The sequence below is a fragment of the Rhodococcus sp. ENV425 genome (assembly GCF_002887785.1).
GTDB lineage: Bacteria > Actinomycetota > Actinomycetes > Mycobacteriales > Mycobacteriaceae > Rhodococcus > Rhodococcus aetherivorans.
This window is the reverse complement of record NZ_PCZU01000264.1, coordinates 1,335-13,219: the sequence shown is the minus strand read 5'-3', so window position 1 is coordinate 13,219 and position 11,885 is coordinate 1,335. Positions and strand designations below refer to the sequence as shown.

The 11,885-nt window shown below is 69.5% G+C and carries 13 protein-coding genes and 1 tRNA gene; 9 read left to right on the top strand and 5 right to left on the bottom strand.

Annotated features, from left to right (window positions below):
- A partial coding sequence (locus CQZ88_RS23630) for a TetR/AcrR family transcriptional regulator (protein WP_374703839.1) occupies positions 1-739 on the bottom strand: 739 nt, incomplete at its 3' end.
- A gap of 135 nt (positions 740-874) precedes the next feature.
- Positions 875-1,750, bottom strand: coding sequence for a cyclopropane mycolic acid synthase family methyltransferase (locus tag CQZ88_RS23625; RefSeq protein ID WP_006937561.1), 876 nt, complete (start codon positions 1,748-1,750; stop codon positions 875-877).
- Positions 1,751-1,934: 184 nt separating this feature from the next.
- Between CQZ88_RS23625 and CQZ88_RS23620 the strand changes: the two genes are divergently transcribed.
- On the top strand, positions 1,935-3,266 hold the full coding sequence (locus tag CQZ88_RS23620) for a dipeptidase (RefSeq protein ID WP_180987075.1): 1,332 nt from the start codon (positions 1,935-1,937) through the stop codon (positions 3,264-3,266).
- Positions 3,267-3,274: 8 nt separating this feature from the next.
- Here the strand turns inward: CQZ88_RS23620 and bcp are convergent, their stop codons facing one another.
- On the bottom strand, positions 3,275-3,751 hold the full coding sequence (gene bcp / locus CQZ88_RS23615) for a thioredoxin-dependent thiol peroxidase (protein ID WP_006937563.1): 477 nt from the start codon (positions 3,749-3,751) through the stop codon (positions 3,275-3,277).
- Between the two features lie 74 nt (positions 3,752-3,825).
- Between bcp and CQZ88_RS23610 the strand changes: the two genes are divergently transcribed.
- The 3 genes from CQZ88_RS23610 to CQZ88_RS23600 all read left to right on the top strand — a co-directional run bounded on the left by CQZ88_RS23610 (position 3,826) and on the right by CQZ88_RS23600 (position 5,753).
- On the top strand, positions 3,826-4,047 hold the full coding sequence (locus CQZ88_RS23610; RefSeq protein WP_006937565.1) for a DUF3618 domain-containing protein: 222 nt from the start codon (positions 3,826-3,828) through the stop codon (positions 4,045-4,047).
- A 175-nt stretch (positions 4,048-4,222) separates the two neighbouring features.
- Positions 4,223-4,990, top strand: a complete 768-nt coding sequence (locus tag CQZ88_RS23605; RefSeq protein WP_006937568.1) for a L,D-transpeptidase family protein — start codon at positions 4,223-4,225, stop codon at positions 4,988-4,990.
- A gap of 28 nt (positions 4,991-5,018) precedes the next feature.
- Complete coding sequence (locus tag CQZ88_RS23600) at positions 5,019-5,753, top strand: dienelactone hydrolase family protein (protein ID WP_231771710.1); 735 nt, start codon at positions 5,019-5,021, stop codon at positions 5,751-5,753.
- Here the strand turns inward: CQZ88_RS23600 and CQZ88_RS23595 are convergent.
- Positions 5,746-6,582 carry a mycofactocin-coupled SDR family oxidoreductase gene (locus CQZ88_RS23595; protein ID WP_006937571.1) on the bottom strand — a complete coding sequence of 279 codons (837 nt, stop codon included), beginning with the start codon at positions 6,580-6,582 and terminating at the stop codon, positions 5,746-5,748. The genes CQZ88_RS23600 and CQZ88_RS23595 overlap by 8 nt on opposite strands.
- A gap of 249 nt (positions 6,583-6,831) precedes the next feature.
- On the opposite strand from CQZ88_RS23595, the gene CQZ88_RS23590 reads away from it, so the two are divergent.
- From CQZ88_RS23590 to CQZ88_RS23580, 3 genes are read left to right on the top strand one after another with little or no spacing between them, the layout of a single operon-like run.
- Positions 6,832-7,488 (top strand): TetR/AcrR family transcriptional regulator, encoded by a 657-nt coding sequence (locus CQZ88_RS23590; RefSeq protein WP_044476027.1) that lies wholly within the window; start codon positions 6,832-6,834, stop codon positions 7,486-7,488.
- 6 nt (positions 7,489-7,494) lie between these two features.
- Entirely contained in the window at positions 7,495-8,202 is a 708-nt protein-coding gene (locus CQZ88_RS23585; RefSeq protein WP_102800397.1) for a hemerythrin domain-containing protein, read from the top strand.
- On the top strand, positions 8,202-8,771 hold the full coding sequence (locus tag CQZ88_RS23580) for an SRPBCC family protein (protein WP_102800396.1): 570 nt from the start codon (positions 8,202-8,204) through the stop codon (positions 8,769-8,771). The genes CQZ88_RS23585 and CQZ88_RS23580 overlap by 1 nt, the downstream gene beginning before the upstream one ends.
- 131 nt (positions 8,772-8,902) lie before the next feature.
- On the opposite strand, the gene CQZ88_RS23575 is transcribed toward CQZ88_RS23580, so the two are convergent.
- Positions 8,903-8,975: transfer RNA gene (locus tag CQZ88_RS23575), tRNA-Lys, on the bottom strand.
- A gap of 350 nt (positions 8,976-9,325) precedes the next feature.
- Here CQZ88_RS23575 and CQZ88_RS23570 point away from each other — a divergent pair.
- Both CQZ88_RS23570 and CQZ88_RS23565 read left to right on the top strand, forming a co-directional pair.
- On the top strand, positions 9,326-10,468 hold the full coding sequence (locus CQZ88_RS23570) for an Ig-like domain-containing protein (protein WP_231771708.1): 1,143 nt from the start codon (positions 9,326-9,328) through the stop codon (positions 10,466-10,468).
- 271 nt (positions 10,469-10,739) lie between these two features.
- Positions 10,740-11,885: selenium-binding family protein (locus tag CQZ88_RS23565; RefSeq protein WP_258008749.1), on the top strand; the 1,146-nt coding region annotated here is incomplete at its 3' end.

The following is an 11,885-nucleotide window of genomic DNA, read 5'->3' as shown; positions in this document are numbered from 1 at the left end:
GCGTTTCCACCTGGCCGTCGTCCTCCGGGACCGGCCGCTCGGTCTCCTCCGCCCGGGCGGCGGCCTCACGGCGCCTGCGCCGCTTGGCGCTGGTGCGTGACTCCTTCTCCGCCACCATCAGATACGCACCCATCAGCCGCTTGAGCTCGACGACCGCGTCGGCGTGGCTCTGGTCGTCCTGCACGGAGAAGTTCAGCATCGAGTAGACGACGTGCACGAGCACCTCGGCCATCAGCGTGCGACGCTCGCGCGGGGTGTCGGGCATGAGCGGAGCCAGCATCCGCGCGATCTGCTCGGCGAACTCCTTCTCGTGGATCGCGCCGGTCGCCCGGGTCGACGGGGTGGACTGCATCGCGAGCCACACCTCCCGCCGCGAGGGGTCCGACATCCACAGCCCGGCGAGATGGTCGACGAAGGCGTTGAGGAACCGCAGCCAGTCCACGGAGGGGATGACGCCGTCGAACTTGGCGAGCTCGTCCTGCACACCCACCAGGTCCTGCCGGTTCAGTTCACACACGATGACGTACTTGTTGGCGAAGAACTGGTAGAGGGTTCCGATGGGGACATCGGCACGGGCAGCCACCTCTTCGCAGGTGAACGACTCGAAGCCGACCTCGGTGAGCAGTTCGCGGGACGCGGCGAGCAGCGCGTCGAACTTGCGCCGGCTGCGCTCCTGCGTCGGGCGACGGCGCGGCACGAGTTCCTGGGGCGCCGCCTGGACCTCCAGCGCCGGATCGATACGGCGTGGGGTGCGGCCGCGCTTCGTTGCAGACTCCACGCGCCCAGGCTAACCGGAGGTTGTCCGAATTCCGAACTTTTAGCTGTGAGGGCGAGTCTCAGCTAACACCGCCGGTGGTGCCGCGGTCGCCGGCGCTCACTTGACGAGAGTGAACTGCATGACGTCGATGTGGCCCGTGCGGAAGTGTTCGGCGGAACCGTTCAGGTACTTCATGAAGCGCTCGTACATCTCCTCCGACGACAGGGCGACCGCCTCGTCCCGGCGGGCCGACAGCGCCGCGGCCCAGTGTTCGAGGGTGCGGACGTAGTGCGGCGCCAGGGCCTGGATGCGTTCGACCCGGAACCCCGCCCGCTCCGCGCCGTCGACCACCGTCTCCGGCTGCGGCAACTGCCCGCCGGGGAAGATCTCCCGCTTGATGAAGATGTGGAACAGCGCGTTCTCCCGGGTCACCGGGATTCCCCGCTCGCGCAGCGTCGCGAGGCGGTGCCCCACGATGGTGTGCAGCAGCATCCGGCCGTCCGGGGGCAGCATGTCGTGGCACTTGGTGAAGAACCGGTCGTAGCGTTCGCTCCGGAAGTGCTCGAACGCGCCGATGCTCACGATGCGGTCCACGCGCCCGTCGAACTCCTCCCAGCCCTGCAGCCGCACGTCCACGGTGCGGGGGCCGGGCAGCCCCGCTGCGAGGTCGCGGACGTGCTCGTACTGGTTGCGGCTGAGCGTGAGCCCGATCGTGTTCACGTCGTAGTGCGTGGCGGCGCGCAGCATCGTCGAGCCCCAGCCGCATCCGACGTCGAGCAGTGTCATGCCCGGGTGCAGGTCGCACTTGCCGAGCGACAGATCGACCTTCGCGGCCTGGGCCTGCTCGAGCGTCATGTCGTCCCGCTCGAAATACGCGCAGCTGTAGGTCATCGACGGGTCGAGGAACAGCGTGAAGAACTCGTCCGAGAGGTCGTAGTGGGACTGGACCTGCCGATAGAACGGCGTGAGCGCGCTCTGCGGGCTGGGTGGCATCGCTGTGCCTTCCGTTCGAGGGCCGTCCGGCCCCGCTTCCTGGACCGTTCCGCCCGATGGCAACCTCGATATCGCGGAATCTACGCCGGACGCGGCCGCTGCGAGCATGCTTCGATCTCGAGGGGCGGTACCCGTAGCGAAAACGAGACACGACGATCGGGGAGGCGCGGTGGACGTCGCGGACATGCGGGAGCGGGTGCGCCGGCTGATGCCCGGGGCGCGCAGGGACCTCGGGGAACTGGTGGCGTTCCGGTCGGTGGCCGATCCGCGGCTGTTCCCGGCCGAGGAGTGCGTCGCTGCCGCCCGATGGGTGCGCGATGCGTTCGCCGCGGTCGGCGTCGACAACACCGCGCTGATCGAGACGTCGGACGGCTCGCTCGCGGTGCTCGGGCACACGCCGGCCCCGGCGGGAGCGCCGACCGTGTTCCTCTACAGCCACTACGACGTGCAGCCCCCGGGCGACGAATCGCTCTGGCACACTCCGCCGTTCACGCTCACCGAACGCGACGGCCGCTGGTACGGGCGCGGCGCCGCGGACTGCAAGGGCAATCTCGTGATGCACCTGCTCGCGCTGCGCGCGCTGCGGGAGCGGGGACCGCTTCCCGTCGGGATCCGGATCGTCGGCGACGGCTCGGAGGAAACCGGTGGCGGGCTCGAGAACCTGGCCCGCGAACGGCCCGATCTGTTCGCCGCCGACCTGGTGCTCGTCGCGGACTGCGGCAACGCCGAGGTGGGACGGCCGACCCTCACGACGTCGCTGCGCGGCCTGGCGAACGTCGTCGTCCACGTCGAAGCCCTCGCCGGGGAGATCCACTCGGGCCAGTTCGGCGGCGCAGCCCCCGACGCGCTCGCCGCGCTGGTGCGCCTGCTGTCGAGCCTGCGCGACGAGGCCGGCGACACCGTGATCGACGGGCTCGACCCCACCGGAATCTGGAGCGGCGAACCGTATCCCGAGGAGGTGTTCCGCGCCGACGCCGGTGTGCTCGACGGGGTCTCACTGCTGTCGGCCGGGTCCGTGGCCGACGCCGTGTGGGCGCGTCCCGCGCTGACGATCCTCGGCATCGACGCCCCACCGGTGGTGGGGTCGGCGGCGGCGGTCGTGCCCCGCGCGTCGGCCCGGCTGAACCTCCGCGTCCCGCCGGGGATGGATCCGGCCACCGCCCAGGACGCCCTCGTCGCCCACCTGCACGCCCACGCCCCGTGGAACGTGCGGGTGCGGGTCGACCGGGAAGGCGTGAGCGAACCGTTCCGGGCCGCGACCGACGGACCGGGATACGCCGCGCTGCGCAGCGCGCTCGGCGCCGTCTACGGACGCGAGGTCGGCACGGTCGGGCAGGGCGGATCGATCCCGCTGTGCACGGTGCTGCAACAGGTGCTGCCGGACGCGGAGATCGCGCTGCTCGGCGTGGAGGAGCCGAGCGCCCGGATCCACGGGCCCGACGAGAGCGTCGACCCGTCCGAGCTCGAGCACATGGCCGTCGCGGAGGCGCTGGTGCTCGCCTCCCTCACGCGGTGAGCCGCCGCTCAGACCGACAGGTCGCGGCGCAGCTTCGCGACGTGCCCGGTGGCGCGCACGTTGTACTGCGCAACCTCGATCCGGCCGTCCTCGTCGACGACGAACGTCGAACGGATCACTCCGGTGACGGTCTTGCCGTACATCTTCTTCTCGCCGAACGCCCCCCACGCCGTGAGCGTGGTCTTGTCCGGATCCGACAGCAACGGAAACGTCAGCTGCTCGGCGTCCCGGAACTTCGCGAGCTTGGCCGGCTTGTCGGGGGAGATGCCCACGACGGCGAGCCCGGCGCCGTTCAGGTCGGCGAGGCTGTCGCGGAAATCGCAGGCCTGCTTGGTGCACCCGGGGGTGCTCGCGGCGGGGTAGAAGTACACGATCACCTTGCGTCCGCGGTAGTCCGACAGCGACACCTCGTTGCCGTCCGCGTCGGGGAGGGTGAACTCGGGAGCCGTATCGCCGGGGGCGAGCCTGCTGCTGTTTTCCGTCACCTCCGAGAGGGTAACGGACCCGTGCGTCCACTACCGTGGTCGCAGCACAGTGCAGCGACCAACTGGAGGATCACGTGGGTAGGGACACCGAGGCCATCGAACGGGACATCGAGAACGCCCGCAACCAGCTTGCGAGCACCCTCGACGAATTGAGTGTGCGCGCCAGCCCGAAGAACGTGATGGCCCATGCCAAGCAGACCGTGATGGAGAAGGTGAACCAGCCCAACGTCAAGTACGCGCTCGCGGCGGTCGGTGTCGTCATCGGCGCCCTGGCGCTGCGCAAGCTGCTGCGCTGACAGCTGATCCGAAGGGCACCGTCGTCCGGTTCGCCGGACCGCGGTGCCCTTCGTCGTTTCCCGGCGTCGTGGTCGTGCCCGCCGGGGGAGTGACAAAGGACCCGTTTCGAGTTCGATCTTGGCGTGGTTGACTGGTAACGAGCCAACCGCGCCATCTTCGAGGGGGCTGACGGCCATGCCGAACGCACAGCGGGTTGCACGACTTCTTCTCGTCTCGATCCTGACCGCCATGGCCCTGCTCGGTTCGGGGGCCGCGGCCGCGGCGGGAACCGTCGGCGGTGCGCCGCCGGCCAGGCTGCCCGCGTCGGCGCTCGAGCCGGCGAACGGCGCGGTGGTGGGGGTGGGACATCCCGTGACCGTCCGGTTCGGCGCACCGGTCGGTGACCGCGCCGCCGCCGAACGTGCCGTCGAGATCACCACGTCGAAGCCCGTGAGCGGCCGTTTCGCGTGGCTCGACGACAGCCGCGTGCAGTGGGTTCCCGACCGCCTCTGGCCGGGGCACACCACCGTGACCGTCGCCGTGGCCGGGGCGCGCACCGAATTCCAGGTCGGCGACGAGTTCGTCGCCGTCGCGAACCGGTCGACGCACCAGTTCACGGTCATCCTCAACGGCGAGGTGGTGCGGACGATGCCGGCGTCGATGGGCAAGCCCGGCTACGAGACCCCGGTCGGCACCTTCTCGGTTCTGGAGAAGTTCCGCGATCTCGTCATGGACTCGTCCACCTACGGCGTCCCGATCGACTCGCCGGAGGGTTACCGCATCGACACCGAGTACGCCGTGCGGCTCACCTGGGGTGGCATCTTCGTGCACGCGGCGCCGTGGTCGGTGGACTCGCAGGGCTACGCGAACGTCAGCCACGGCTGCATCAACCTGAGTACCGAGAACGCGCAGTGGTACTTCGACCGGGTGAAGATCGGCGACCCGGTGATCGTGGAGGGCTGACCGGCAGGAGGGACGCACCGTGACGGACGTGACCATCCCCACGGAGCGCGGGCCGATGCCCGCCCACCTCGCCACGCCCGCAGGCCCCGGTCCGTGGCCCGGGGTCGTCGTGATCCACGACGCGCTGGGCATGAGCCGCGACATCCGCGCCCAGGCCGACTGGCTCGCCGGCGAGGGCTTCCTTGCCGTCGCGCCGGACCTGTTCCACGGGTCCAGGCGGTCCACCTGCCTGTTCTCCCTCTTCCGGGGCTGGGTGCCGCGCGGCGACCTGGACGCCGCGCGGAACTGGCTCGCGGACCGGCGGGACTGCACGGGCCGCATCGGCGTGATCGGGTTCTGCATGGGCGGCGGCTTCGCCCTCGCCGTCGCGTCCGACCACAACTTCGCCGCGGCGAGCGTCAACTACGGCGGCCTCACGAAGGAAGTCGAGCGTGCCCTGCCGCGGGCGTGTCCGATCGTCGGCAGTTTCGGGACGAAGGACCGATGGCCCGGCGTGCGCGAGGTGCCCGACCGGCTCGAACCGGTACTGACGGCCGCGAACATCGACCACGACATCGAGCGATACCCGAACGTGGGGCACGGCTTCATGAACGACCACGACCCCGGTGATCTGTCGATCGTGGACAGGACCATCGCCAAGGTCGTGGCCGCCCGCTACGACGAGCCGGCCACCCGCGACGCGCGCGCCCGCATCGCCGCCTTCTTCCGCAGGCACCTCGGCGACGCTCCGCGCGCGAGCGACGGGCCCGGGGCGGCTACTTGATCACCGAGCCCGCGTCGATCGGCAGCTGCACGCCGGTGACGTAGCGCCCCGCGTCGCTGACCAGGAACAGGATCGCATTGCTGATGTCGACCGGTTCGACCCATTCGATCGGCAGGGCGTTCATGGCCTTGAACGACTCGGCCGCTTCCTCGCGGGTGATCTCCGACGGCTTCTTGTCCGGCAGGAAGACCGAGTAGGTCTGCTCGTTGTGGATCATGTCTGTGTTCACTGCCGTGGGATGCACCGAGTTCACGCGGATCATGTGGGGAGCGAGCTCGTTGGCGAGTGTCTTCGTCAACCCCACCACTCCGTGCTTGGCGGCGACGTAGTGGGCAAGGTTCGCCAGGCCCTTGATGCCGGCGGTGGAACTGGTGAGCACGATTGCGCCGCCGTCGTCGTTGGCCTTCAGGTGCGGCACGGCTGCCCGCACCGTCTTGAACACCCCCGTGAGATTGATATCGATCATGTCGTCCCACATCTCGTCCGTCAGGTCCTCGACCGGCGCGAAGCTGGCGATGCCGGCGTTCGCGAGGACGATGTCGAGCCGGCCGAGCTGGGCGACGCCCTCGTCGACCGCCGATTTCAGGGCGGCGCTGTCGCGGACGTCGGCCTGGCCGGCGATGATCCGCCGGTCCAGCGCCTCGACCTGCCGGACGGTCTCGGCGAGGTCGTCGGCCGTCGCGAGTGGGTATCCCACCGTGTCGACCTGGGCGCAGAGGTCGACGGCGATGATGTCGGCCCCCTCCTGGGCCAGCCGGACGGCGTGACTGCGGCCCTGTCCGCGTGCGGCACCGGTGATGAACGCGACCTTGCCCTCGAGCTGACCCATGGCGACACTCCTTCGACGGTCGATGTGATCCGCCTCCGAGGCTAGAGGGGTTCGCTGGTGGTCGGACCGAAATCGCAAGGTGGATCGGCATACTCGGCGTCCGGTCCGGTCGTGGAGAACATTCCCGGTGGGCAACGGACGCCGGGCGCCCCGGCGCGGTAGGAGTCTCCGATCGGTGCGGGCAGCGTGCACGAAAGATTTGGCCTGAAGCTACTTGTATTGAAAACGGAACGGTTCTACCGTTGGAGTATGAGCGCAGAAGCGCGCGACGTGGGCCCGGTGGAGGAGAAGCCGCGGCGGTACGACTCGACCCTTCGCCGGCGCCAGGCCGAGCAGAACCGGCGGGCCGTCCTCGACGCCGCCACCACCCTGTTCTCCGAGGGTGGGTGGTCGGTCGCGGTCCGAGACGTCGCGCGCTCGGCGGGCACATCGGTCGAAACGGTGTATGCCCACTTCGGTTCCAAGGCAGGACTCCTCATGCAGGTGCTCGACGTCGCCGTTGTCGGGGACGACGAACGGGTGGCGCTGATGGACCGGCCGGAGTTCGCCGCCCTGTCGCAGGGCACCCCTCGGGATCGGGCCGCCGCGGCAGCCGCCCTGGTGACCGGCATCAACCGACGAACCGTCGGCCTGCAGCGCACCCTGCGCGCGGCAGCCGTCGTGGAGCCGGACCTCGCGACATGGCTGGAACAGGCACGGGAGCGCCAGCGCCTGAACGTGCGGGTCGGCGGTGCGATGATGGCCGGCCGTGAACTGAGCCCGGTCGAGGCCGAGGGGCTGTGGGCCGTGCTCAGCATGGAGGTGTACGAGCTGTTGACCGGCAGCACCGGCTGGAGCCCTGAGCAGTACGAGAACTGGCTCACCGGAGCCGTCATCCGGCTCCTGGGCCTGGAGAGTGGAAGGTGATGGGCCATGACTACCGACCATGGACCCGCAGACACACGCAGCATGGGAATAGTGCACAGCGCACTTCGCCGTGACCTGGAACGCACCCGGATCGTGCTCACCACCGAGCCGTACCCGGACCCTCGGCGTCGACGCGGACTGGCGGAGCACGTGTTGTGGATGATGCGCTTCCTGCACATCCATCACACCGGCGAGGATGTCGGGCTGTGGCCCTTGATCCGGGTGAAGAACCCCGACGCCGGCGCCCTGCTGGACCAGATGGACGCCGACCACCAGCGGATCGCACCGGCGATCACCGCCCTGGAAGACGCAGCGCTGGCCTACCGCGACGACGCGAACGCTCGGCAACCGCTGCTCGAAGCGCTGGCAGGGCTCACCGACGTGCTCCTTCCCCATCTGCGGCGTGAAGAGCTGGAGATGATGCCGGTCGTGGCCGCGACCCTCACCACCGCCGAGTACCACGACGTGGAACAGGAGTATTTCGTCAGGCCCAAGAGCTTCCTGGAACTCGGCGCGGAGGCCCACTGGGTCATCGACGGGCTCGGCGAGGACGACCGTGAGCTGATCATGCACGTGGTCCCCGCCGTGCCGCGCTTCATCCTGCTGCACGGCTTCGCGCGCACCTACCGGCGCAAGTCCGGCTTGCGGTGGGGCCACGGGCCCGCCGCCGAGCTGCCGTCGCTCAACCTTGCGCTTCTCGAGGGGCGATCCTGATGGGCACCTTGGCGCGGCACGGCAGGACCGAGACGGTGAGCCGCGCCCCGGCGGAGGCGGTGTGGCAGATCATCACCGACGTGACCCGGGTCGGTGAGTGGAGTCACGAATGCCGGGACGCGCGCCTGCTCGGAAACGCCCGAGCGGCAGCGCCGGGAATCCGGTTCCGGGGCAGGAACCGCTCCGGCGGCCTCCGGTGGAGTCGGTCGTGCGTATTCACCGTTGTGGAGCCGCCGCGGACGCTGGCATGGCGGACGGCGGGTCTCCTGGGCCGGGCGGACAGCACCGAATGGCGCATCGACCTCGAACCCGTCCCCGGAGGCACCAAGATCGTCCAGACCTACCGTGTGCTCCACGTGGCACCGGGCCTGGACCGGGTCTATTGGCGGCTGGTCAAGGCGCACCGAGACCGGCGCGCGGCACTGGAGGGCGACCTCCGCCGACTCGCCGAACTGGCGGCGGTCGAGGCCGCGTCGCACACGCCGGCCATGCGCCCGCCTCGCGAGGGAAGCGCTGTGGCCGACGGTTCCCTCGGCCGCGGCACGGAACGTCGCCGGTACTCGGCGTAGTCCGGGCGGTCCCGCGGAGGCGCGGCCGGTGTTCGAGGCCGCGTCGAAGGCGGGGTGGCTGGTGGGGTGGCAAGGGCGTGGGTTGGGTAAAGAAAAAGGCCAGACCTCGTGGGGAGGTCTGGCCCTTCTTGTGCGCCATCAGGGACTCGAACCCCGAACCCGCTGATTAAGAGTCAGCTGCTCTGCCAATTGAGCTAATGGCGCTTGGCGGTGCGTCTCCGGGCCGTTGTCCCGGCGACGAAGGAAAGATTACACACCTTCCAGTAGCGCACCAAATCGGCAGGTCATGCCGCATTTCGGTGGGAGCGACACGTAACGCCGAGGGGTCCGGCGGCGATTGGTATTCGAACGTTATTCGCGTCGTCGACGTCGCGACGGCTCCGCCTCGAGCGGGGCTGGCATCATCGAGCGCACACGCATCGACGTGCACTTTTGCGGCCCGGGGGAGGCCCGGAATCGGAGGGTGGAGAGTGGTTGGGAACAGTGCGGCGCCGCGCCGACGGCGGAATCGGCGCGCCGTCGCGGTGGTGCTCGGGACCGTGTTGGTCGGCGTCATGACCTTCGTCACGGCCTGCTCCGGTGCGAGCAGCGCCGGCGGGGCCGAGGAGGTGCCGATCGATTCGAATCCGCTCGCCGCGCTCATCAAGCCCACGGTGTCGGCGAGCGTCGTCGACGGAGGAGTCGGCTTCTCGCCCATCGAGCCCGTGACGGTCTCGGTGGTCAACGGCAAGCTCGAGTCGGTCACGCTGCTCAACCCGGACGGGGAACCCGTCGCCGGGGCGCTCGGCCCGGACGGAGCCACCTGGGCCAACACCGAGCCCCTCGGTTACAGCCGGCAGTACCGGCTCGAGGCCGTCGCGTACGGGCTCGGCGGAGCGACCACGACCGTCGCCTCCTTCGCCACCAGCGCCCCCGGCAACCTCACTCAGCCCTACGTGATGCCGGGCGAGGGCTCGGTCGTCGGCATCGGCCAGCCCGTCGCGATCCAGTTCGACGAGAACATCCCTGATCGCCTCGCCGTCGAGCAGGCCATCACCGTCGTCACCGACCCGCCGGTGGAGGGCGCGTTCTACTGGCTCAGCAACCGCGAGGTGCGGTGGCGGCCCGAGCACTACTGGGCGCCGGGCACGACGGTCACGGTGGACGTGAAGGTCTACGGCCGCGATCTCGGCGACGGTCTGTTCGGGCAGTCGGATGTACATTCGACCTTCACCGTCGGCGACGCGGTGATCATCACCGCCGACGACAACACCAAGCAGGTCACCGTCAACCGCAACGGGGTCGACGTGATGACGATGCCCACGTCCATGGGCAAGGACAGCACGCCCACCCCGAACGGCGTGTACACGATCGGCGACCGGTTCGAGCATCTGGTGATGGACTCGTCGACCTATGGCGTCGCCGTCGACTCCCCGCAGGGCTACCGGACCCCGGTGGACTGGGCGACGCGGATGTCGTACAGCGGCATCTTCTTCCACTCCGCGCCGTGGTCGCTCGGCGATCAGGGTTCCCGCAACGTCAGCCACGGCTGCCTCAACCTGAGCCCGGCCAACGCCAGGTGGATCTTCGACAACACCAAGCGCGGCGACATCGTGATCGTGAAGAACACCGTCGGCGGCATCCTCGAAGGCACCGAGGGGCTCGGGGACTGGAACATCCCGTGGTCGACGTGGAAGGCCGGAAACGCACGCGCCTGATCCGCCGCCGGGCCGCCCGGCGGCGCCACCCCGGCGTGTGGCAGGCTGGGGCCGCCTCCTGTGGTAGGGGTTGGCACGAGACCCCCGGGATCGACGATCCAGGGGGTCTTCCCATGTCGGGCGGCGCCTTCCGGGCAGCCCGCCCCCGCGGAAGGTCGACATGCGGTCCTGCGCGGCGGACAATCAGGGAAAGGCATGCCTACCTGTGACGTCGACCGACCGTGGACCACCGAGGGTGGCCCGGCGGACAGGACCGAGTCGAGGAGGATTCATGTCTACGACGACAGATCCCACGTTCTACCGCACCCCGAGTGACGCCGTAGCAGCCGCGCCCGAGCGGCTTGCCTATGTGGCTGCCTTCGATCCCGCAGGCCGGGCGAAGGACGCGATCGCAGTGGTCGATTGCGAGCCGGGTTCGCCGACATACGGTGGTGTGGTCGGCTGGACCGAGTTGCCGACGGCGGGCAACGAGTTGCACCACTTCGGGTGGAACGCCTGCTCGAGCGCGCTGTGTCATGAGGGGCACGGTCATGAGGGGCACGGTCACGAGGGGCACGGCGATCACCACGCCGGGCATCACGGGCAGCCGCTCGAGCGGCGATACCTGGTGGTGCCGGGCATCCGCTCGTCGAGAACGTACATCCTCGACACCAAACCCGACCCGCGGCACCCGGTGGTGACCCGCACGATCGAGGCCGCCGAGCTCGCCGCGAAGGCGGGATACTCGCGGCCGCACACGGTGCATTGCGGACCGGGGGGCATCTTCATGTCCGCCCTGGGCGGCGCCGACGGCGCCGAGGGTCCGGGCGGTGTCGCGCTGCTCGACCACGACACGTTCGACGTCGTCGGAGCGTGGGAGGCGGAGCACGGCGAGCAGTTCTTGGCGTACGACGTGTGGTGGCACCTGAAGTACGACACGGTGATCACCTCCGAGTGGGCCACGCCGTCGATGATCGAGAACGGACTCGACGCCGAGGACCTCCTCGGCCGCAGGTTCGGACACCACCTGGACTTCTGGAGCATGTCCGAGCGCAAGCTGACCCAGCGCGTCGACCTCGGCGACGAGCACCAGATGGTTCTCGAACTCCGCCCGGCTCACAATCCCTCCGAGGCGTTCGGGTTCGTGGGAGTCGTCATCAGCGTGGAGGATCTGTCGGCCTCCGTGTGGATGTGGCACAAGAGCGACGACCGGTGGGTGGTCGAGAAGGTGATCACCATTCCGGCGGAGCCGGCCGAGGCCGACGATCTGCCGCCCGCGCTGAAACCCTTCGGCGCGGTACCGCCGCTCGTCTCCGACATCGATCTGTCGGTCGACGACCGCTGGCTGTACGTCTCGTGCTGGGGCACAGGAGAACTCAAGCAGTACGACGTCGGCGATCCGTTCCACCCGAGGGAGACGGGATCGGTGCGCCTCGGT

What these genes read in the sequence shown, in the direction of transcription:
- CQZ88_RS23585 (WP_102800397.1), top strand. Translation starts at nt 7,495, where the DNA reads ATGACTACCGACCATGGACCCGCAGACACACGCAGCATGGGAATAGTG.
- CQZ88_RS23580 (WP_102800396.1), top strand. Translation starts at nt 8,202, where the DNA reads ATGGGCACCTTGGCGCGGCACGGCAGGACCGAGACGGTGAGCCGCGCC.
- CQZ88_RS23625 (WP_006937561.1), bottom strand. Translation starts at nt 1,750, where the DNA reads ATGCCACCCAGCCCGCAGAGCGCGCTCACGCCGTTCTATCGGCAGGTC.
- CQZ88_RS23620 (WP_180987075.1), top strand. Translation starts at nt 1,935, where the DNA reads ATGCGGGAGCGGGTGCGCCGGCTGATGCCCGGGGCGCGCAGGGACCTC.
- CQZ88_RS23590 (WP_044476027.1), top strand. Translation starts at nt 6,832, where the DNA reads ATGAGCGCAGAAGCGCGCGACGTGGGCCCGGTGGAGGAGAAGCCGCGG.
- CQZ88_RS23605 (WP_006937568.1), top strand. Translation starts at nt 4,223, where the DNA reads ATGCCGAACGCACAGCGGGTTGCACGACTTCTTCTCGTCTCGATCCTG.
- CQZ88_RS23595 (WP_006937571.1), bottom strand. Translation starts at nt 6,582, where the DNA reads ATGGGTCAGCTCGAGGGCAAGGTCGCGTTCATCACCGGTGCCGCACGC.
- CQZ88_RS23570 (WP_231771708.1), top strand. Translation starts at nt 9,326, where the DNA reads ATGACCTTCGTCACGGCCTGCTCCGGTGCGAGCAGCGCCGGCGGGGCC.